Raw genomic sequence first — 22,611 nt, 5'->3', positions numbered from 1 at the left:
GATGAGGTGCGTATTATAGACGCTTTATTTTATCTGTCAAGAAGTTTTTTGATTTATTTGAAAAGCTTGGTTATCACCAACCCCTCAAATTCCTCACTTCGCTTGCCTCAAAATTAACCCATTCGGCTAACCTTCGACTCGCTTCCCTCTCGATAGGTGGCGTATTATATACAGTTTATCTCCTCCGTCAAGAACTTTTTTAAGTTTGTTTGGATTTAGTTCAAATTAGATGCAATTAACCAGAATTGTGCCGTTTTAAGCTCAAATATGGCTCTAGGAAGCTGCTTTTTGGTTTGGAATCCTCTTCTAATTTAGACGCTTCATATCTACCAATATAAATCCTCCCCCTGCCCCTCCTTTTCAAAAGGAGGGGGGACGGTTCTATAACTATAACTATGATTCCCTATATCTACATAGATGCTATGTCTGATATGAAGGTAGTGCCTAGGGTGCGCCCGGCGCACCATGTAATAATTAATAACTTTAACTTCTAAGCACTCTTCTTAAGGCAGATAAATACCTTTGAGATTTACTAAAACATTAAACTTTCTTTAGTGGTTGGTGCGTGAAGCACACCCTACAAAAGCTCTACTATATAAAGAAGTATGCCTGTTTTCTTAACTCTCCTTGCTTATGAATAGAAATGCCTTCTTATGATAGATAGAAATGCCTTCTTATATAGATAACTATCTTTCTTTCCGTGGGTAAGCCCCCACACTACGCCATTCATTAAATCCTGCTTTTTAATTTACTGAGTTAAAGCCCCAGCCTACCCAACTCAGCCACACAACCGATTGCTTGATTAAATAGTCAAAATCACAGCAAACAAGGCTTTTAGCCCCGATATGAGAGCCGTATAAAAATTGCACTGCAATTTTAGGCTCGCAAGGAAAATTCCTTTAAATAGGAATTTTTAGCGGTTATTAGTGTTTGATGGTCACCTTAGAGTGCGGTTTAGCCCTGAACGAGGACTAAAGCAAAGCACTGCTTTGCTCCGAGTGCAAGAGAGCTATTTTTTAAATTAGCCTTAACGGGGATTTTCTAAAAGTCTGATACCCAACACTTAATTGATTAAATAATAGAACTTACGGCAAACAAGGCTTCTTAGCCCTGATAGCAGCGGTATCCTAACGTGATAGGCGGCGCTGCGGCCTTAGGTCAGGCGTAGTGTCGAGGCAACAGCAATGCGACTGGCCTGTAGGACGCACGCCGACTGGCATGGTAGATACAAGCGGATAGCAGGATTGGCTAGTAATAGTTTATAATAGTCCCCATATAGTATGATATTGTAGAAGGTTATAGCTGGCGATTGATCGTCGGCGTTTTTTGGTTTTGTGGGTCAGTGCTATTTATAATAGTGGGGCGTGCGAACTGAGTTGATAAATGAGACTGGTGGATAAAAGATTATGGTGGCGATTACTTTACCTGATGGTAGCGTGAAAGAGTTTGAGGGTCAGACAACTGTAATGCAAGTGGCTGAGAGTATCGGTCCTGGACTTGCTAAAGCAACCATCGCTGGCCGTGTCGACGGTCAGTTAGTAGATGCCTGTGACCCTATCACCCATGATGCCAGTGTAGAAATCGTCACCGCTAAAGACGATGATGGTGTGGATATTATTCGCCACTCGTGTGCGCATTTGCTCGGTCATGCGGTCAAGCAGCTGTACCCTGAGGTGAAGATGGTCATCGGGCCTGTCATTGAAGATGGTTTCTATTATGACATCTATAGCGAGACGCCGTTCACCCCTGAGCATATGGAAGCTATTGAGAAACGCATGGCGGAGCTGATTAAGCAAAACTATGACGTGGTCAAAAAAATGACGCCGCGTGATGAGGCTATCGCTATCTTTGAAGAGCGCGGCGAAGATTATAAGCTAAAGCTTATTAATGATATGCCGGGTGAAGAGGCCTTCGGCTTGTACCATCATCAAGAATACGTCGATATGTGCCGTGGCCCGCATGTACCAAATACGCGCTTTTTGAAAGTATTTAAACTGATGAAGATGAGCGGCGCTTATTGGCGCGGCGATGCTAAAAACGAGCAGCTTCAGCGCATTTATGGTACGGCGTGGGCAGATAAGAAACAGCTCAAAGAGTATATCCAGCGCATTGAAGAGGCCGAAAAACGTGACCATCGTAAGATTGGCCGTGCGCTAAACCTATTTCATATGCAAGAACAAGCACCCGGCATGGTGTTTTGGCATCCGAACGGCTGGACCATTTATCAAGTGCTTGAACAGTATATGCGTAAAGTCCAGCGCGAAAACGGCTACCAAGAGATTAAGACACCACAAATCGTCGATAGAAGCTTGTGGGAAAAATCGGGGCATTGGGGCAACTATGCGACCAATATGTTTACTACCGCTAGTGAAAACCGCGACTATGCGGTAAAGCCAATGAATTGCCCTTGCCACATTCAGGTGTTTAATCAAGGCTTAAAGTCTTATCGCGATTTGCCACTACGTATGGCTGAGTTTGGCTCCTGTCACCGTAACGAGCCATCTGGCTCATTGCATGGTCTGATGCGCGTTCGCGGCTTCACTCAAGATGATGCGCATATCTTCTGTACCCAAGCACAGATTCAAGAGGAAGTGGCAGCGTTTATTAAGCTAACTTTAGCTGTGTATGACGATTTTGGCTTTGATAATATCGAGATGAAGCTGTCCACACGCCCTGAAAAACGGGTGGGCAGTGATGAGTCTTGGGACATTGCTGAGAAAGCCCTAGCTGACGCTCTTGATAGCTCGGGGCTTGACTGGGAGTACTTACCTGGTGAGGGCGCATTTTATGGTCCGAAGATTGAGTTTAGTCTTAAAGACTGCCTAGGCCGCGTCTGGCAGTGCGGTACTATTCAGGTTGACCCGAATATGCCTGAGCGCTTGGAGGCCGAATTTGTCAATGAGCACGGCGAGCGTGAGACGCCAATTATGCTACACCGAGCTATCCTTGGCTCGTTTGAGCGCTTCCTCGGTATGCTGATTGAGCACTATGCCGGTTGGATGCCAGTTTGGCTAGCGCCGCAGCAAGTAGTGGTGATGAATATCACTGATAAACAGGCCGAAGCTTGTGAGAATGTAGTGAGTGAGCTTAAAGCCGCTGGCCTACGCGCAATCACAGACTTGCGTAATGAAAAGATTGGATTTAAGATACGAGAACGAACATTAGAGCGTATTCCCTATATGCTAGTATTGGGGGACAAAGAGGTCGAGTCTGGACAAGTCAACGTACGAACTCGTGAAGGCGAGAATTTAGGCGTGATGTCTGTGACTGACTTTATCCAATTAGTAGAGAAAGCCGTCGCCCAAAAGGGTCGACTACAACCTAAAACTGATGAGGAGTAATACCCATTAAACAGTCAAACCGTTTGAACATCAACGAAGAGATCCAGCTAAAAGAAGTCCGTTTAGTTAAAGAAGACGGCGAGCAAATGGGCGTTGTCGATATTGAGACTGCCCGCCAAGCCGCTCGTGATGACAATCTGGATTTGGTTGAGCTGGTTCCTGATGCCAAGCCCCCGGTCTGCAAAGTAATGGATTACAAACGCTACTTGTATGACCAAAAGCAAAAAGCTAAAGAGGCGAAAAAGAACCAAAAGCAGACGCAGCTGAAAGAGATGAAGCTACGCCCTAGCACCGAAGAGGCCGATTATCAGGTAAAACTGCGTAAAATCGTTAGCTTCTTAGAAGACCAAGATAAGGTCAAGGTTACTATTCGCTTCCGCGGCCGTGAGATGGCGCATCAGGACATCGGTCGTCAGCAGCTCGAGCGTATCATTGAAGATACTGCTGATATTGCCAACGTTGAACAGCCTCCTAAGATGGAAGGTCGTCAGATGGGCATGCTGCTTGGCCCAACACGTAAGAAATAGACCAATAGTGTCATGAGTAGTAATCAAGCTTGCTAGGTCAGTGTCATTAAGCGGCCTATCTTGCTTACCCAAAAGCCACTTCGAGTTTGAAGTGGCTTTTTTTGCTTTTAGCGAGCTGTTATTAGGGTGGTAGCTGCTATGGTAGACTTGTTTTTGTTAAACCAAGCTTACTCTTAATACAAGTTATAGGCTAACAGTAACTATAATTATGGTTGCTCATAAAAGCGAACTACAAATAGTTAAGTAATTACACTAGATACCACCAGAGCAATACAGTAGATTATAAGTCTTGGCGTTTAGGGGCTTTGCAGTTTATTATCTTTGAGCAGTATTGACTGATTAGTTAGCTGGTGGCATTGAATTATAACAATTATAAAGCCCGGCAATGACGAGTTAGCCACCTGCTCTTCGCTGAATCTTAGCAGATGCTGCTTACTCACTACCCCCTTACCCCCCTAAATTAATCAAACTATAAAAAGGATATTTTATGCAAGAGTTGACACCACCACAGTCCGATAAAGAACCTACCATTACCCTTGAGCCGCCCAAGCCCGTGCAAGTGGTTGAACAAAGCGAGGCCGATCAAATGGTCAAGCTTGATGATAGCCAAATCCCTGAGCTTAATCAAAAGGTCAATGAATTCGTCAATCATGTGTTATCAAATCCTGTAAACACGCCAGACTTTGATAAGCAGGTTCAAGCTATCCATCAAATGGGTAACGCTGAGATTCGCGCCTCAGCGCAGATGTCGAACCGCATGCTCGACCGTCCAGCAAAAAGCATGAATGCCTCTTTGTTTGATCAATCACCAATTGCTAAGTCACTGACTGAGCTGCGCGGTATTGTGGAGGACTTAGATCCTAGTAAAAAAGAGCTAATGAGCGGTACGCGTAAGTTCTTAGGTATTATCCCTTATGGCAATAAGGTCCAAGACTACTTCCGCCAGTATGAGTCTTCGCAAAAGCATATTAATGCTGTGGTTGAGAGTCTCTATAATGGTAAAGACGAGCTACTAAAAGATAATGCGGTCATCGAACAAGAAAAAGTCAATATGTGGGCGATGATGCAGTCTTTGCGTCAGTACATCTACGTAGGCAAGCAAATCGATGCTCAGCTTGAAGACAAAGTTAGCGAACTACAAGCTACCGATCCTGAAAAAGCTCGAATTGTGCAAGAAGAGATGCTGTTTTACGTGCGCCAAAAAAACCAAGACTTTTTGACTCAGTTGGCGGTCAATGTTCAGGGCTATCTTGCTTTGGATATGATCCGTAAAAACAATTTGGAGCTGATCAAAGGTGTCGACCGGGCCACCACCACCACCATCTCTGCGCTACGTACTGCGGTAATGGTCTCCCAAGCCTTGACCAATCAGAAACTGGTACTCGATCAAATCAATGCCTTGAACCGTACTACTAGCAGCCTAATTGAATCGACCTCGGCCATGCTAAAACAACAAACAGGCGATATTCATAAGCAAGCGACCGAAAACACTATTGAGATTGAGCGCCTTCAGAACGCCTTTAATAATATCTATGAGACCATGGATATGATCAGTAACTACAAGATCGAAGCGCTCGATAGCATGAAGCAAACGGTCAATGTGCTGACCGATGAAGTCGGTAAAGCTAATAAATACTTAGATAGAGTCAACCAAACGACTGTCGTTGAAGTCAGTAAAAGCTTAAATGAAGAACCCAAAAAATTGGGTGAGGTTAGACTTTAAATCAGCAAAGTGGGAGTGAATACCTCTTATCGTGTATTTACTTACCTTCCGCTTAGCTTAGCGATTGACCACCAGACAGATATCTTAACGAGCTTGAGATATCTGTCTCAAATTTAAGGCAGTAGTGCGGTTACTTGTAGTAATAACGCTAAGCTATCTTGTCTCCTTACAATTTGTGGTAAGATAACGTGATAAAGTCAGAACGCTATAGTTATACCCCGGTATCAGCTTCGTTTGGTGAACTATTCATACTTCCCACGCTTGGTTGATAACCTCCTATTTTAATTAGCATTTAACTAGGAAAGTTATAGCGTTCCAACACCCAGATAGCCTCCTTTAGACACTAAAAGAACAGACACGGAAACCTATGACTTGGAATGATCCAAACGCCAAACAAGAAGCGCAAAACTACGACAACCCTATCCCAAGCCGCCTATTAATATTACAGACTTTGGCAGATTTGGGTGAAGCAACGCAGCCACAACTGGCCGAAGCCTTCGGAATTGAAGACGCGGACCAGTTCGATGCCTTAGGCAACCGTCTTAAGGCTATGGCCCGCGATGGTCAAGTGAACCGTGAAGGTAGACCGTATAGGTATCGCGCGGTCACCAAGCAAGATATCGTCACTGGTACCGTCTCGGCACATGCCAAAGGCTTTGGCTTCGTCGTATTAGATGACATGCCTGATCTATTTTTGCATGAGAAGCAAATGCGCTGGGTGTTTAATGGCGATACGGTCAATGCTATCGGTACGACTACCGATAATCGTGGCCGCACAGAAGGCCGTATTATCGATGTGGTTGAGCGTCAGCAAACTCAATTTATTGGTACGTTAGCTCAAGATGATGAAGGCTACTGCGTCGAGCTATCAAGCCCTAATAATCATCAGCCAATCACAGTGACTGAAGAAAATGTTCAGGAGCTAAAAGCGAAACCGGGCTTACCAGTCAAGGTCGATATTATTGACTGGCCGAACCAGCATGAGTTCGCTACAGGCAAAATCGTCGATATCATGGATGACGACAACGACCGTGAAGTCATCATTGAGACTACCCTGCTCAACTATGATATTCCGCATGAGTTTAGTAAAGAAGCGTTAAAACAAGCGGATAGCTACAAAGAGCCTACGGCAAAAGACATCAAGGGTCGTAAAGATATTCGCGACTTACCGATGGTCACAATCGATGGTGAAGACGCCCGCGATTTTGATGACGCCGTATTCGCTGAAAAGCGCTCTGGTGGTAACTACCGAGTGGTCGTCGCTATCGCTGATGTTAGTCATTATGTCACACCCAACTCTGCTCTAGACCATGAAGCCTATGAGCGTGGTACGTCTGTTTATTTCCCACATCATGTCGTACCAATGCTGCCAGAGGTCCTGTCTAACGGGCTATGCTCCTTAAACCCTAATCGTGACCGCTTATGTATGGTAGCTGACATTAAGGTCTCGCGGGCAGGCAACGTCACAGGCTACGAGTTTTACCCTGGTGTGATCCATTCAAAAGCGCGATTGACCTACAATCAGGTCAATGCCTACTTTGATAATCCAAAAGATAAAAGCATTCCTGAGTCGTTAACAGGTAATAAGGACGTCAAAAAATCTATCGATACTTTGCATCAGCTTTATGGCCTATTGGTTCAAAAGCGTGCTGAGCGTCATGCGATGGAATTTGAGACGGTTGAGACTTACATTAAGTTCAATGAAGAAGGCGGTATTGCTGCTATCTTGCCGCGAACTCGTGGCGACTCGCAAAAGCTAATCGAAGAGTGCATGTTGCTAGCCAATACTTGCGCTGCTAACTTTACTTTAAAACATGATCTGCCTGTATTGTATCGTAACCATGATAAGCCGGATGGCGAAAAGTCCATGCGCATTCATGAGTATGCCAAAAACTTCGGTATTTCTTTCCCAGAGGAAAACCCAACGCAGGCAGATTATCAGCGGATTATTGAAGCGACCAAAGAGCGTCCAGATGCGGTTAGCATCCATAGTATGCTACTACGCTCGATGATGCAGGCTAACTATGCACCAGAGAACATTGGTCACTTCGGCCTAGCCTATGACGAGTATAGCCACTTTACCTCGCCAATTCGCCGCTATCCTGATCTTATGCTGCACCGAGCTATTAAAGCTAAGGTAACGGGCAAGAAACAGCCAGAAATGGACTTCACCTTGTCCGATGCTGGCACGCAGACGTCCGACACAGAGCGCCGAGCAGAGAAAGCCTCGCGCTTCGTAGAATCTTGGCTCAAGTGTCATTATATGAAAGATCATGTCGGTGAAGAGTTCGACGGTGTGGTGACGACCGTGACCAACTTTGGCTTATTCATCACCCTAACCGATCTATTCATCGATGGTCTAGTGCATATCTCCAATGTCGGCAATGACTTCTTTGTCTACGATGAAAAGCAGCAACAGCTGATTGGTAAAGACAAAGGCACATTATTTGGCTTAGGCGATTTGGTTAAAGTAAAAGTTGCTGGCGTAAATATGGACTTATTGCAGATCGACTTTGATTTGGTTGAAAAACTAAGATCTAGCGAGATGAATCAGACGAAGAAGAAACGTCGCCGCAGTCGTAGCAAGAAGACCAACAATGATTAATATAGTCAGTTAGGATATTATTCGCAAAAAAGGCTAAGAGTATCTCTTAGCCTTTTTTATTGCTTACTCGTTTGTCTGTTTTAAGTGGAAATTAGGAAAATTTAACAAGATTACTGAGCAGCTTCGGAGGCCATTTGCGCCATATTATCGTGCTCTATCTGCTGCGCACGCTCTATTTCAGCAGTTGCTTGGTCTACCATAGCCTTAGGTTGCTGCCCCAGTGGTTTATTTGCTATAGACTCATCACTTTGTACAGAGGCTGAAGATTCATTAACGGTATCCGCTTCAGCAGTGGCAAGGTCATGCTTGGGAGTGTTGATAAGGTTAAAAACCACCAATCCAGCAATACCTAAGATGGCGATAACAATGAGGAGTTTGGCTGGCATAGGATGGGCCTTAATCAAGAAGCAAATATTAAATTAAAAATAATTATATGAATAAAATTTGTTAAATAATAGATAGTTATAAAAATTTGACTAAAATCACTTAGAATTTATAGCACAACATGGGCAAAGTCGTCCTTGTATAAATTTCTTTTATCTAAACTATCTTACCTAGCCAATCTTTATCCAAATGGCGTTACTCTTGGGGACTATTGCTATTGAGTAGATCATCATCCCCGCTATTTTCTTGAATTTCTTGTTCTACTTTTTCCATTAGCTTGGTATCTGGTCGAGCGTCTAATACCTCTTCTGCCTCTACGCCGCGAAGTACCTTTTTCGCTCGGGCTTTGGCTTCAATTTTCTCTTTATCATCCGTATCTGCTGCTCCTGAAGCGCTAGAGTCTTTGGTGTCAATCGTAGTTACGGTAGCGCCTATTGGCGACTCGCTTGATTGCAGCGCTGGAGATAAAGTTTTTATAGCGTCTTCGACATCAGTATTAAAGCGTAAACGGTAGATAGGCTCTGGTAAGCTAAATCCTTGATTCTCAAGTGCATGCTTGGCTTCTCGAATGGCGATACTGCGGGCTTTATAAAAGTCTGTCTCTGCCTGATTTACCCATACTTGAAACTCTAGCACAATATTAGAGTCGCCCACTTGGGTAATAATAGCGATAGCCTTAGGTTTGCTCAGCACAAAACCTAGACCATTGATCGCATCTAAGCCAACCTTAATAGCAGCAATGGGGTCGTCATTGGCATCGACCCCTAGCTCAAAGGTAAAGCGGCGTTCTGGGTTTTTGGTGTAGTTAAGAATAGTACCTTTAAAGACTTCAGAGTTGGGAATGCGCAGCTGGTTACCATCTAAGGTCATGAGGATGGTAGCCCGCGAGGTCAATCGCACGACGATACCTTCTTGATTATTGATAACCACGTGATCACGGGCACGAAAAGGCTGTCGCACACTGAGCATCAAGGAGGAAATATAGTTTTCAATGGTGTCCTTAACCGCGAAACCAACGGCAATACCAATGACCCCTGCACCGCCAAGCAGCGTCCCAATAATGGCCTCAGCACCCATTAAACTAAGGCCTAGGATTAGCCCAAGTATAATAAAGATCACCTTGATGGTCTGCGAGAGTAGCTCAGCCACAAATGGGTTAGGCGTGAGCCGCTGCCAAAGCTGATTGCGCCTAGATATCCAAGTTCCGAACCACGTCACAATGGCAAATACCAAAATCGCCACCAGCAGTAAAGGCAAGGCTTTTATTAGACCTTGGGCTTGATTTTTCAAACCTTTGACGACTGGGGTAACGTTATCTTGAACATCGAGGGTTCGACTGATGCGATCCTCAACGGTCACCACATCACTCAACCGATTGGTCAGATTAATGGCTTGTTGGGCTTTTTTTTCGTTCGGGACCTCACCGCCCAAGGTCACTACCCCTTGATTGACCTTGATAGTAATGCCATTGAGGCCTTCAATCTCTGAAAATATCCCTGAAATACGCTGGCGGATTTCTTGATCTTTTTGTGGGGCTGGGGTCGTCTCTATCGTCGTATCATTAGTCGTCGAAGAGACAGGGGGCAGATTTGACTCTTCTGTAGCACTATTTAACGCGGTATCAGCGGCAATAAGCTCCTCAGCAATAGCATGGCTAAAAGTAATCGGCAGCACGGTTAGCAAAGTGCTGAGCCAGAGCATAAATAGTGACCGCGTTAGCGTCGACAAGGATATTTTTCGTAATTCACACATCTTTGTCGCAAAACTCATCATATCCTCACTACTATAAGCAACATTGCCACGCTTACGACAGTTAATATCTAAGGGGTTAGAGTCCATTAAAGTTGCCTATGTTTTGGTAATTGTGACGGTGATCTGCCCATGATAGTTGTAGTTGCATCGGGTTAGATTTGATTCGACGACAATAACTGATTAACTATCCAAGTAGGCTTGAGCTTCAGCTAAATCTAACGTGCCTTCATAAATCGCGCGGCCAGTGATGATGCCTTCGATACAGTCGCCATGAGGCTTTAGTAGCTCGATGTCTTTCATGTCGGTAACGCCACCGGAAGCAATAACGGGCAGACCACCTTCACGGGCCAAATTGACGGTTTGCTCGACATTCACCCCTTGCATCATGCCATCACGAGCAATATCGGTATAGACGATGGAGGATACTCCTGCATCGGCAAAACGCTTGGCCAGCTCGGTGGCTTTCGTATCAGTGACATTGGCCCAACCATGGGTAGCAACCATACCGTCTTTGGCATCGATACCAACGATAATATGCCCAGCAAACTCGCGGCAAGCTTCTTCGACAAATGCAGGATCTTCGACCGCTTTAGTGCCAATAATAATATAGGTTAGCCCAGCAGCAAGATAGTGCTCAATGGTCGTCAGCGAACGCACACCGCCGCCAAGCTGAACAGGCAGCTTGGGATAGGCTTTGGCGATATCAGTCACCACCGACTTATGGACTGGCGTCCCATCAAAAGCACCATTTAAGTCTACTAGATGAAGACGCCTAGCTCCTGACTCAACCCAGCGCGCTGCCATAGCGACCGGATCGTCTGAGAAGACTGTATCATCCTCCATACGACCTTGTTTTAGGCGTACGCATTTGCCATCTTTTAAGTCAATAGCGGGGATAATTACAGGGGAGGTTGGCATATCTTTTCCTTAGGGTGTGATAAATAAGTATGAATGTACGAAACAGTGAATCAGTAAGTTGGGACAACAATAACCGCTACCGATAGCAAAAGCCCATGACTCTAAATCTTTAATATCGCTTATTCAGTGATAGAGTTAACGTCAGTTGGGCTTTATAATGATAGAAGATGGATTGATATTAAATCCAATAAATCCCGATTTTTGATAAGCCTCTCAGCGCTACTCAAAGGCCTATCCTGCTAGCATCCTTAAACAATTTTAATTACTAACTGGCAATTTTAGGGCAATTTATCGTATAATCCTAGGTCAAATCGTGGGTATTTTTCGTAATGACACACTCGAAACATGCTCACTACAGTTTCAAAATTGCTATAAATTAAGCCTTCAAACTAAGTGCTTATGTTCAACTACGCTCTATTAAGGTAGAGGAAAGATGAGCTAGCTTGACTGCCTCACATCTAACGTCACAGGCAGTAGCGCTCTGTTTTACCTTATTTAGTTAAGCCCGTCCATTGAAATTATGCATTTTTACAAGGGCTTAGTATATCGCGCTTACCAGCAGATATATTTAAATTAGACGTAATCAAAAGCGAGTGTGTCATTGTGCAAGCTTTTGCGGCGTTATCGTTTTATCCTATTTGTAACTGTAATACATTTGCTCAATTCTTCTTATATTTTACATTCACGTATTTAGTGAACTGACTGTAGGCAATTTTTGATGGTCATTCATTGAACTAGCGTGTTAACAAACTTGGTAGCCAGTCGCCACTATGGTAATCGACTAAGATATTGACGTAGCGATATGTATATATTGTTAAAGGAGTCTGTTTTTTAGAAGCAGAATCAGCGTTGATACTCTTAAAAAGATCGCTTTAAGGCCTACTTTGCTTAATGCTTAAGGAGGCTTATAAGGCTTCTTTAGTCATACCAAACAGGACGTCTGGTATCGTTTAGACTATGGAATAAGTGTTCGCTTATGATTACCATCAAAAAAGGATTGGATTTGCCTATTGCAGGCCAACCCTCTCGTGATATCACTGAGCATCGTCCCTCTCATGTCGCCATTATTGGCTATGATTACGTCGGATTGAAGCCTACGATGAATGTCACTGAAGGGGACGTGGTTGCTAAAGGTCAGCCAGTCTTTGAAGATAAGAAACGCGTTGGAGTTATCTTTACCGCGCCGGCTGCAGGTAAAGTCGTCGCCATCAATCGCGGCGAGCGCCGGGTCTTTGAAAGCTTGGTGATTGCTGTCGATCCAAATGGTGAAGAAGTTGAATTCGAGCGTTATGCCTCTGATAAGCTTGCTGGATTAGACCCTGAAGCAGTCGAAGCTCAGCTCATCAAGTCCGGCGAATGGACTGCCTTTCGGACGCGGCCTTATAGCCGTAGTCCAGACATCGGCACTCGCCCTGGTGCGATCTTTGTCACCGCTATGGATACTCAGCCGTTAAGCTTTGATCCTATGCTGCTGATCAATGAGGAGCTGCAAGCCTTCAACGACGGCCTAGCGGTCTTGTCGACCTTGAGCCCAAAGACTTATGTCTGCCATGACGGCGCAGCCCAACTGCCAAAGCTATCGCAGACTGCGCCAAATAACAGCACTGAATACCATGCCTTTTCAGGTAAGCACCCAGCGGGTCTAGCTGGTACGCACATTCACTTTTTGCATCCAGTCAGCCGTGAAGTAACGGTTTGGACGATTGGCTATCAAGATGTTATTGCTATCGGCAAACTATTCACCACGGGTCGTCTGTTCACTCGAAGACTGGTCAGCCTAGCAGGGCCTTCGGTAAAAAATCCGCACCTTATTGTGACAGAACGCGGTGCAGATATTACAGCCATGACCAAGAACGAGCTTGTCGCTGGTGACAACCGTATTATCTCAGGGTCAGTGTTATCGGGGCGCAAGACCATCGCCCCAACAGCTTACCTTGGCCGCTTCCATAATCAGATATCTGTCTTAGCTGAGGGACATGAGCGCCCTGCCTTTCACTACCTTAGTGCTGGTAAGAGCCGCTTCTCAAAGCTGCCCATCTATATCTCACAATTCTTCGGTGGTAAAAAATTCAACTTTACGACGACCACCAATGGCTCACCTAGAGCGATGGTGCCGATCGGTGTCTATGAAGAAGTTATGCCACAAGACTATCTACCCACTCAGCTACTACGCGCATTGATTGTCGAGGACATCGTGAGTGCTGTAGATCTGGGCGTGTTAGAGCTTGATGAGGAAGATTTGGCACTATGTACCTTTGTATCACCTGGTAAGTATGAGTTCGGTGATATCTTGCGTGACAATTTAACTCGCATCGAGCAAGAGGGCTAACTTAGATGAAATTTTTACACAATATGTTCGATCGTATGGAACCATCCTTTGCCAAAGGAGGTAAATACGAAAAGTACTACGCCGTTTTTGAAGCCCTCGATACCTTTTTGCGTCAACCCAATATTACGACGCATTCCGCGGCGCATGTTCGTGATGGTATCGATCTAAAGCGCATCATGATCACCGTCTGGTTATGTACGTTCCCAGCGATGTTTTGGGGTATGTATAACGTCGGTCATCAAGCACTGACTGCGATTACCCAGCTTGGTCTTCAACCGGATGGCTGGCGCACTATCATCACCGATATGGTGGGCTACAACCCAGATAGTATCTGGCAATGCTTTGTTTATGGGGCCATGCAATTTTTGCCCATTTACATTGTCACTTTTGCCGTAGGTATCGCCTGGGAGATGATATTCGCTGTCGTTCGCGGCCATGAGGTTAACGAAGGCTTCTTTGTAACGTCAGTACTATTTGCCTTGTGCCTACCACCTGATATTCCATTATGGCAAGTGGCCTTAGGCATTAGCTTCGGTGTCGTCGTGGCCAAAGAGGTCTTTGGTGGTACGGGTAAAAACTTCTTGAACCCTGCTCTATCGGGTCGTGCGTTCCTATATTTTGCCTATCCTGCTTACATGTCAGGTGATGCGGTATGGACCGCGGTCGATGGCTTCTCTGGTGCTACGCCGCTAGGGCTAGCCGCACTTGGTGTGACTCCCGAGCAGTTCGTCGACGTGTATGGCAATGCCATCACTTGGGCCGATGCCTTCTTAGGCAACATGCAAGGCAGTATCGGTGAGGTCTCTACCTTAGCTATCCTGATTGGCGCTATTGGTCTGCTATGGACTCGAATCGCCTCATGGCGCATCATGGCAGGCTGTGTACTAGGTCTGGTTATTACCTCTCTTATCTTTAATTTAGTGGGCGGTGATGACAACCTTATGATGCAATTGCCATTTTATTGGCATCTGGTCATTGGTGGCTTTGCCTTTGGTGCGGTATTTATGGCGACTGATCCCGTATCAGCCGCGCATACCAATAAAGGCCGCTGGGCTTATGGGATTTTGATTGGTTTTATGACCGTCGTAATTCGCGTAATCAACCCAGCCTTCCCAGAGGGCATTATGCTTGCCATCTTGTTTGCCAACTTATTTGCCCCATTGTTTGATTATTTTGTAACCCAAGCAAATATCAAACGCCAAACTGCACGGAGGGTTCGCTATGTCCAAGCCCAAGACTAAATCTAACAGTAATGCTAAGACCCTCAGTGTCGCTTTAACACTTTGTCTGGTCTGCTCAGTATTGGTATCTGCAGTCGCTGTGGGGCTAAAGCCAGCACAGGTAGAAAATAGCCGTCTTGACCGCAACAAAAATATCTTAGTCGCCGCTGATCTATTCGATCCTGAAAAGGATACTAATGATGATGTTGCTGAGCGTTTTGCGGACTTTGATGTCAAGATTGTCGATCTTAATCAAGGTAATTATTTAAGTGATGAGGAGCTGGCCGAAGTCGGTATCGCTGACCGCAACACTTATGATGATAGCCAAGCGGCAAAGAACCAAGCGCTTAGCGAAGACTTAGGCGATAACGATCCGGCGGGAATTGGCCGGAAACCTAAATACGCTAAAGTCTATGTTAAAGAAGACGCTAGTGGTAATCCTGAGCTTGTCGTCTTACCTATTAAAGGTTACGGGCTTTGGGGTACTATCTATGGTTTCTTGACACTAGAGAGTGATCTAAACACTATCAAAGGCATTAGTTTTTATTCTCACAAAGAGACCCCAGGTCTTGGCGCCCGTATTGAAGAGCCAAAATGGCGTGCCCAGTGGGATGGTATCCAATCTTATGATGATGAAGGCAATGTCGCGACCGGTGTTACCAAAGCTGGTAACCCCAAAGAGAACTGGGTCGACGGTATTAGCGGTGCGACTTTGACCAGCCGCGGCGTGAGTAATATGATTCAGTTTTGGCTCGGTGAGCAAGGCTACAAGCCTTATCTAGATTATTTACGTAAAGAAAGCGGTAAAAGCTTAGAGGTGTCAGGGGATACTCAAGCCATGCTAAGTCAGCCGCGCCAAACCACGCCTATAGCGCTGCAGTCCAGCGACAAGGAGGCCTAATATGGCAGATCCAAAAAGTATCTTAACCACGCCGATATTTGACAATAACCCTATCGCGCTACAGATATTGGGTATTTGCTCGGCGCTGGCCGTTACGACGAGCATGCAAAATGCCTTAGTAATGTGTGTGGCATTGACCTTGGTAACGGCATTTTCAAGCTTCTTTATCTCTATTATTCGAAGCAAGATTCCGTCCAGTATTCGAATTATTGTTCAGATGACCATTATTGCCTCACTGGTAATCTTGGTCGATCAGGTGTTAAAAGCAGTGGCTTATGACGTTAGTAAAGGTCTATCGGTATTCGTCGGCTTGATCATTACTAACTGTATCGTTATGGGCCGTGCTGAAGCCTTTGCTATGAGCAACCCACCTGTGCCAAGCTTCCTAGACGGTATCGGTAACGGTATGGGTTATTCAGCAGTATTGCTGTTCGTGGCTTCAATTCGTGAGCTATTAGGTAACGGCAGCTGGTTTGGCATTCAGCTCTTACAGCCCGTCACTGATGGTGGCTGGTATGTGCCTAATGGCTTATTGCTATTACCGCCTTCAGCGTTCTTTATTATTGCATTATTCATTGCCATTATTCGTATTTGGAAGCCTGAACAAGTTGAAGAGCCAGAATACGTGATGAAGCCTCAGTCTAAAGGCATGGCGCACGGAGGGGGTCACTAATGGGTCATTATCTTAGTCTTTTTATTACCTCGGTCTTTATCGAGAATATGGCGTTGGCCTATTTCTTAGGCATGTGTACCTTCTTGGCCGTCTCTAAGAAGGTCTCTACCGCTATCGGTCTTGGCGTCGCAGTTATCGTAGTGATGGGCATTACCGTGCCACTAAACAACCTACTCTTTCAGTTCATCCTAAAAGATGGGGCACTAGCTTGGGCCGGATTCCCTGATATCGATTTAAGCTTCTTAGGCTTACTTAGCTACATTGGCCTTATCGCGGCAACCGTCCAAATCCTTGAGATGTTCTTGGATAAATTTGTACCGGCGTTGTACAACGCACTCGGGGTTTTCTTACCACTTATTACCGTAAACTGCGCCATCTTAGGTGGTGTACTATTTATGGTTGAGCGTGATTACAACTTTAGTGAATCGGTTGTCTACGGTGTCGGTGCTGGCTTTGGCTGGGCCTTGGCGATTACCACGCTGGCTGGTATCCGCGAGAAACTTAAGTACTCTGACATCCCTGCCCCACTCCGAGGTTTAGGCATTACCTTTATTACGGTAGGCCTCATGTCACTTGGCTTTATGTCGTTTGGCGGTATGTCCATATAACCCTTAAAAACTGGTTATTTAGCTATTCAACTCATTTATAAAGGTCATAACCCATAAATTTTGCAATAGACAGGTTATGACCATAGATTAAGGATCCTTCTCATGGATTATGCTACGGCAATTGGTGGCGTCGCCATGTTTACCTTGATCATCATGAGCTTGGTCGCCATTATTTTGGCTGCTCGCTCACGACTGGTCAGCTCAGGTGATGTTACCATCCATATCAATGATAATCCCGACAATGATGTGGTCACACCAGCTGGTGGTAAACTACTACAAACGCTTGCCAATGAAGGGATATTCCTCTCCTCTGCCTGCGGTGGGGGTGGTACTTGTGCACAGTGCCGCTGCCGCGTCATTGAAGGTGGCGGCTCTATTTTGCCCACTGAGGAAGGCCATTTTACTCAAGGTGAGATTCGCGATAATATGCGCTTGGCTTGCCAAGTGGCGGTCAAACAGGATATGAAAATCGAGATCGATCCTGAGTTCTTTGATGTGCAAAAGTGGGAGTGTGAAGTTATCTCTAATGATAACGTTGCGACTTTCATTAAAGAGCTGGTACTAAAGATTCCAGAAGGCGAAGAGGTGAACTTCCGCGCTGGGGGTTATGTTCAGCTAGAAGCGCCACCACATGAAGTGCGTTATGAAGACTTTGACATCAGCGATGAATACATCGAGGACTGGAAGAAATTTGGCATGTTCAAGTACGTGTCTAAAGTCGAAGAGCCTGTCATCCGTGCTTACTCGATGGCCAACTATCCTGAAGAAAAAGGTCTTATTAAGTTTAATATTCGTATCGCTAGTCCACCACCTCGTGGCCCTGAAGGTATCCCACCAGGTAAGATGTCCTCTTGGGTGTTTAGCCTAGTGCCTGGTGATAAAGTGACCGTCTCTGGTCCTTATGGTGAGTTCTTCGCCAAAGATACTAAAGCTGAAATGGTGTTTATCGGTGGTGGTGCTGGTATGGCGCCAATGCGTTCACACATCTTTGATCAGCTTAAGCGCCTAAGCTCAGATCGTAAGATTAGCTTTTGGTACGGAGCGCGCTCTGTCCGCGAAATGTTCTATGTCGAAGACTATGACCAACTCGCAGAAGAGTTTGACAACTTTGAATGGCATGTGGCCTTATCTGATCCTCTAGAAGAGGACAACTGGGAAGGTTACACTGGCTTTATCCATAACGTCTTGTACGAAGAGTACCTAAAAGACCATCCAAACCCAGAAGACTGTGAGTACTACATGTGTGGGCCACCGGTGATGAATGCCGCGGTTATCGATATGCTCCACAACCTTGGGGTTGAAGATGAAAATATCCTACTCGATGACTTTGGTGGTTAAACAATATCTCAAGTCAGTTCATTAATAAAAAGGGCATCCTAGTGATGCCCTTTTTTGTGAAGGCTATTTTTTTGGATAGCCTTTAATGGGCATGAATTTTATCAGTCATTTGTAAGTCTTTTAGGACTATGGCTGATTGACCATCCAGCATTAAAAATGAGTCGATTATTCACCGTAAAACCGCTATGCTAAGAAATCTGCCTTTTTATAATCATGTTTGTAGTCATAATTAGACATAGTAGTCACCTCTCAATAAGTAATAAGGAAGGACCCTTATGAAGATAAAGTTTAAAAAACTAACCATTTGGATAACGGGTGCCTCAAGCGGACTTGGTGAAGCACTGGCAGTAGAATTCGCCCGTCGCGGCGCTAGGATTGTCCTTAGTGGTCGTAACCATGAGCAGCTAGAAGCTGTAAAAAAACGCTGCAAAAATAGTAAAAAACACCTCGTTATTCCTTTTGATATTACTAATGAAAAAGAGACCAAAGAAGCATATCGCTTACTCAAAGCACAAACTGGACAAATAGACTGGCTGATTAATAATGCTGGTGTTAGCCAACGCTCATTGATTATGGAGACCTCTGAGGCAGTCGAGCGCAAGATTATGGAGGTCGATTACTTTGCTCAGACTAGGCTCACCCGATTGGTACTGCCAGATATGATTGCTCAAGGTGGGGGGAAGGTGGTGATGGTCTCAAGCGTGGCTGGCTTGATAGGTACTCAGTACCGCGGTGCTTATAGTGCTGCTAAAGCCGCCATTCATCTTTGGGCCAATAGCTTACGTGCCGAGCTGTATGATCAAGGCATTCAAGTAGCGACTATCTTTCCAGGATTTATCCAGACCAATGTATCGATCAATGCCTTGACAGGCGACGGCAAACCACAAGGCACTATGGACACTGCCACCGATCAAGGGATTAGTGCTCGTGATTTCGCCAAACATGTGACCAAGGCCCTTAATAAAGGTCAAGAATATATCGTAGTAGCTGGCCCTAAGGAAAAGCTAGCATTAATGATGAATAATTTATCTCCTACAAGACTATATAAATTGGTCCGGCAATCAACCGTAAAATAATCCCTGTGCTGAGTTACAAACTTCAACTTTTTATTTGGTAAACTAGCTAGAGAGTATCGATTAAGATGCTCTCTTTTTTGTGCTGTCTCTTCTGTTTTACTTGAGTCTATTGTCTCTTATTTATCTAATTGCCATTCAAAGTTTGGATTGAATTATTATGAATGCCCTGTCTAAAATCTGCACTGCGGTGTGTTTTTCTTGTTGTTATATATTCACGCTTAGCGCTTGTCAGCAGTCTCCACAATACGGTTATATTGAAGGCGAAACCATGGGTACTAGTTATCATATCCTCTATATGGAGCCTAGCAAAGCCGATGCAGACGATATCAAAGCAGCCATCGATGAGCGCCTCATCCAGATTAATGACAGCATGTCGACTTATCAAGACAACTCTACCATTTCAACTTTTAATCGCTTATCAGCCGGACAGCCATTGACTGTAGACCCCGACTTTATCAAGGTCTTGAGCGTATCGAAAGAGGTTTACACTCAGTCTGGAGGTGCCTTTGATCCTACCGTCATGCCGTTGGTCAAAGCATGGGGCTTTGGCGGTAAGATGACCGTGGATCACCTACAGAATCCCCCCACTGAGCAAGCTATAGCTGCTGCAAATGCCCTCATCGACTTTGATGGTATCAAGCTCTCTGACAATAAACTGAGTAAAGACAAAGATGGTGTCGCTCTTGACTTCTCTGCTGTTGCTAAAGGCTATGGGGTCGATGCTATTGCAGGCGTATTAGCAAATGACTACAAGATTACCAATTATATGGTCGAGATTGGGGGTGAGGTCGCAACCTCAGGGGTCAATGACCAACAGCGACCGTGGCAGATTGCTATAGATGCGCCGCTAGCTGATAGTACGGTCAGCAATCGAAAAACCATTGCTGTTATCAGGCAGCCTGATCACGCCGAGCAGCAAATGCACATAGCCACCTCCGGCAATTATCGAAACAGAGTCATCTTCAACGGTGTTAGCTATAGCCATACCATCGATCCTATTAGCGGCGCTCCTGTCAGAGGCGGCGCCCCCTCGGTAACGGTCGCTGCGGACTCTGTGGCATTAGCAGACGCATGGGCAACAGCGCTGACGGCCATGCCTTATGAGCAAGCCTTAGACGTCGCTAGCCAGCAGAATCTAGCGGCGTTGTTTGTCGTTCCTCGGGCAGGTCTCAATACTGAGACGGATAATATCGAAGATTGGCAAGTGATAGAGACTCCAGCTATGGAGGCTTTTCGTAGAAGTAATAAAGCCCATTAAAGATAATATGAGCTTTCTGACTATTTAGCCAACGGTTGGTTATGTAAGGATATTTCGAAATAAGGAGAGTTAGTAATAGAGGGGGAGCAAAATTCCTCTATTCGCTACTCTATGAGCGTTTGCATCCAACTGTTGGCTCTATACTACTCTCATACCAGAAGGATAAATTAGTAAAAAGAATAAGACGCAAAGTCACAACTATAAAAATTACGACTAGGTATATAAAACAATTATGCCACAATCGTCATCAAATACCCGATAGAATAGAAGACTAAGAATAAGCCCTAGGGACAGCTCGACTGAAAAATTAAGACCAGTTGACCAGAATAACAATAAAAAAGGACACGACATGATCTATAGTCTAATGGCCGTGGTATTTGTATTGGGTTATCTAGCAATAGCATTGGAGCATAACCTCCATATTGATAAGGCGGCCTCGGCGCTATTTACAGCCGTGGTTATCTGGACACTGCTCGTGATTGGTGCCGATACTTTGCTAGCACCTCATGTCAGTGAGGCCACTAACAGCGCTCATAGCGTCTCTGCCTTGATTAATACCGAGCTGCGCCATCACTTGGCTGAGATTGCGGAGATATTGTTCTTTTTGATGGGGGCTATGGTTATCGTCGAGTTGGTCGATGCTCACGATGGCTTTGACGCTATCACCAGTCGCATTCAGACCACCAATGCCACGACCTTGCTGTGGATCATCGGCATTTTAACCTTCTTTTTCTCCGCACTTCTGGACAATCTAACCACCACCATCGTAATGGTATCACTGCTTCGCAAGCTTATCGGTGATAAGCAGCTGCGTTGGTGGTTCGCCGGAATTGTGGTTATTTGTGCCAATGCGGGCGGTGCTTGGTCACCCATTGGTGATGTGACCACCACCATGCTGTGGATTGGCAATCAGATTACCGCTAATCGCATTATTATCGACCTTATTATACCCAGTCTGATCGCCGCCACTGTGCCGCTGGCTATCTTGACAATGATGTTCAAGGGACAAAAAGTCTACCGTCCTACTCCAGAAAAAGCTGTGCTGCAAGCCTCAAGTAGCAATTACTTAGGTCAAGGGCAACCTGTGATAGCAGCAGCAAATACTAGCTTATCGCCCAACGACTCAATGGCTTCATCGCTACCTACCAGTAATCACGCCAGTGGCAATGAAGCTATTCAAGGCAGCGAAGCCACTAATATTAACGAAAAGCCGAACGACTTGCCTATTAGTAGTCGTCAGCGCAGCGCTGTGTTAGCACTGGGTCTTGGTGCATTAGCCTTTGTGCCTGTGTTTAAGACGTTAACGCATCTACCACCCTATATGGGGATTTTATTTGGTGTGGCCATATTATGGATATTCACCGAGATTACCCACCGTCACCAAGATTGGTATGTCAAGCAGCACGTTACTGTCGTTGGGGTATTACAGCGAGTAGATATCCCCAGTATTTTGTTTTTTTTAGGGATATTACTGGCAGTCTCAGGGCTCGCTACTGCTGGTCATTTGGCCGATATGGCGCACCTACTCGATAGTACATTTGGCAACCTTTATGTCATCAATGTATTAATCGGCTTGCTATCCTCACTAGTAGACAATGTCCCTCTAGTCGCGGGCGCTATGAAGATGTATCCACTATTGGATCAAGGGGCGATGACGGGACTGAGCGGTAGTGAGCTGACACGGCAAAGCCAGTTTCTGCAAGATGGGGCTTTTTGGCACTTCTTGGCCTACTGCGCGGGGACAGGCGGCAGCTGTCTTATCATCGGCTCTGCTGCGGGCGTAGCCGCTATGGGAATGGAGAAAATCTCCTTTATTTGGTATCTTAAGCGTATCAGTGGTCTGGCGCTTGTCGGCTATCTAGCAGGGGCAGCCAGTTACGTTCTCATCCATGTCATTTAGTACGGAGTTTGCTATACTAAAGTCTGTGACTCTACTCATGCGTAGCTTTGGTTAAGTC

Annotated in this window: 16 protein-coding genes; 13 read left to right on the top strand and 3 right to left on the bottom strand. The window is 45.3% G+C overall.

Going from position 1 to position 22,611, the window contains the following annotated elements; genetic code table 11:
* The first annotated feature begins 1,406 nt into the window (after nucleotides 1-1,406).
* From thrS to rnr, 4 genes are all read left to right on the top strand, one after another.
* Nucleotides 1,407-3,341: a threonine--tRNA ligase gene (gene thrS, locus EGV92_RS08385; RefSeq protein ID WP_131668747.1), complete on the top strand. Its 1,935-nt coding sequence runs from the start codon at nucleotides 1,407-1,409 to the stop codon at nucleotides 3,339-3,341.
* 23 nt (nucleotides 3,342-3,364) lie between these two features.
* Nucleotides 3,365-3,868: a translation initiation factor IF-3 gene (gene infC / locus EGV92_RS08380; RefSeq protein ID WP_131668746.1), complete on the top strand. Its 504-nt coding sequence runs from the start codon at nucleotides 3,365-3,367 to the stop codon at nucleotides 3,866-3,868.
* Nucleotides 3,869-4,355: 487 nt separating this feature from the next.
* A complete protein-coding gene (locus EGV92_RS08375; protein WP_131668745.1) occupies nucleotides 4,356-5,591 on the top strand; it encodes a toxic anion resistance protein in 1,236 nt (411 codons plus the stop codon).
* A 367-nt stretch (nucleotides 5,592-5,958) separates the two neighbouring features.
* Nucleotides 5,959-8,196, top strand: coding sequence for a ribonuclease R (rnr, locus tag EGV92_RS08370; RefSeq protein WP_131668744.1), 2,238 nt, complete (start codon nucleotides 5,959-5,961; stop codon nucleotides 8,194-8,196).
* A gap of 110 nt (nucleotides 8,197-8,306) precedes the next feature.
* Here rnr and EGV92_RS08365 read toward each other — a convergent pair whose 3' ends face one another.
* The 3 genes from EGV92_RS08365 to hisA form a co-directional block, all read right to left on the bottom strand.
* Nucleotides 8,307-8,582 (bottom strand): hypothetical protein, encoded by a 276-nt coding sequence (locus tag EGV92_RS08365; protein ID WP_131668743.1) that lies wholly within the window; start codon nucleotides 8,580-8,582, stop codon nucleotides 8,307-8,309.
* Nucleotides 8,583-8,775: 193 nt separating this feature from the next.
* Entirely contained in the window at nucleotides 8,776-10,281 is a 1,506-nt protein-coding gene (locus EGV92_RS08360) for a mechanosensitive ion channel family protein (RefSeq protein WP_165525594.1), read from the bottom strand.
* A gap of 231 nt (nucleotides 10,282-10,512) precedes the next feature.
* Complete coding sequence (gene hisA, locus EGV92_RS08355; RefSeq protein WP_131668741.1) at nucleotides 10,513-11,250, bottom strand: 1-(5-phosphoribosyl)-5-[(5-phosphoribosylamino)methylideneamino]imidazole-4-carboxamide isomerase; 738 nt, start codon at nucleotides 11,248-11,250, stop codon at nucleotides 10,513-10,515.
* Nucleotides 11,251-12,226: 976 nt separating this feature from the next.
* On the opposite strand from hisA, the gene EGV92_RS08350 reads away from it, so the two are divergent.
* From EGV92_RS08350 to nhaD, 9 genes are all read left to right on the top strand, one after another.
* Nucleotides 12,227-13,579, top strand: a complete 1,353-nt coding sequence (locus EGV92_RS08350) for a Na(+)-translocating NADH-quinone reductase subunit A (protein ID WP_131668740.1) — start codon at nucleotides 12,227-12,229, stop codon at nucleotides 13,577-13,579.
* Nucleotides 13,580-13,584: 5 nt separating this feature from the next.
* A complete protein-coding gene (locus EGV92_RS08345; protein WP_131668739.1) occupies nucleotides 13,585-14,820 on the top strand; it encodes an NADH:ubiquinone reductase (Na(+)-transporting) subunit B in 1,236 nt (411 codons plus the stop codon).
* Nucleotides 14,801-15,700: a Na(+)-translocating NADH-quinone reductase subunit C gene (locus tag EGV92_RS08340; RefSeq protein ID WP_131668738.1), complete on the top strand. Its 900-nt coding sequence runs from the start codon at nucleotides 14,801-14,803 to the stop codon at nucleotides 15,698-15,700. The genes EGV92_RS08345 and EGV92_RS08340 overlap by 20 nt, the downstream gene beginning before the upstream one ends.
* Before the next feature lies 1 nt (nucleotide 15,701).
* Nucleotides 15,702-16,373, top strand: a complete 672-nt coding sequence (locus EGV92_RS08335; protein WP_131668737.1) for an NADH:ubiquinone reductase (Na(+)-transporting) subunit D — start codon at nucleotides 15,702-15,704, stop codon at nucleotides 16,371-16,373.
* Nucleotides 16,373-16,981, top strand: a complete 609-nt coding sequence (nqrE, locus tag EGV92_RS08330; RefSeq protein ID WP_131668736.1) for an NADH:ubiquinone reductase (Na(+)-transporting) subunit E — start codon at nucleotides 16,373-16,375, stop codon at nucleotides 16,979-16,981. The genes EGV92_RS08335 and nqrE overlap by 1 nt, the downstream gene beginning before the upstream one ends.
* A 102-nt stretch (nucleotides 16,982-17,083) precedes the next feature.
* On the top strand, nucleotides 17,084-18,319 hold the full coding sequence (nqrF, locus tag EGV92_RS08325; RefSeq protein WP_131668735.1) for an NADH:ubiquinone reductase (Na(+)-transporting) subunit F: 1,236 nt from the start codon (nucleotides 17,084-17,086) through the stop codon (nucleotides 18,317-18,319).
* A gap of 275 nt (nucleotides 18,320-18,594) precedes the next feature.
* Nucleotides 18,595-19,395: an SDR family NAD(P)-dependent oxidoreductase gene (locus tag EGV92_RS08320; protein WP_131668734.1), complete on the top strand. Its 801-nt coding sequence runs from the start codon at nucleotides 18,595-18,597 to the stop codon at nucleotides 19,393-19,395.
* Between the two features lie 157 nt (nucleotides 19,396-19,552).
* On the top strand, nucleotides 19,553-20,653 hold the full coding sequence (locus EGV92_RS08315) for an FAD:protein FMN transferase (protein WP_131668733.1): 1,101 nt from the start codon (nucleotides 19,553-19,555) through the stop codon (nucleotides 20,651-20,653).
* A gap of 349 nt (nucleotides 20,654-21,002) precedes the next feature.
* A complete protein-coding gene (gene nhaD, locus EGV92_RS08310; RefSeq protein WP_131668732.1) occupies nucleotides 21,003-22,553 on the top strand; it encodes a sodium:proton antiporter NhaD in 1,551 nt (516 codons plus the stop codon).
* Nucleotides 22,554-22,611: the final 58 nt, after the last annotated feature.

This window comes from Psychrobacter pygoscelis, assembly GCF_004335015.1.
Lineage (GTDB): Bacteria > Pseudomonadota > Gammaproteobacteria > Pseudomonadales > Moraxellaceae > Psychrobacter > Psychrobacter pygoscelis.
This window is presented reverse-complemented; position numbering and strand designations above follow the sequence as displayed.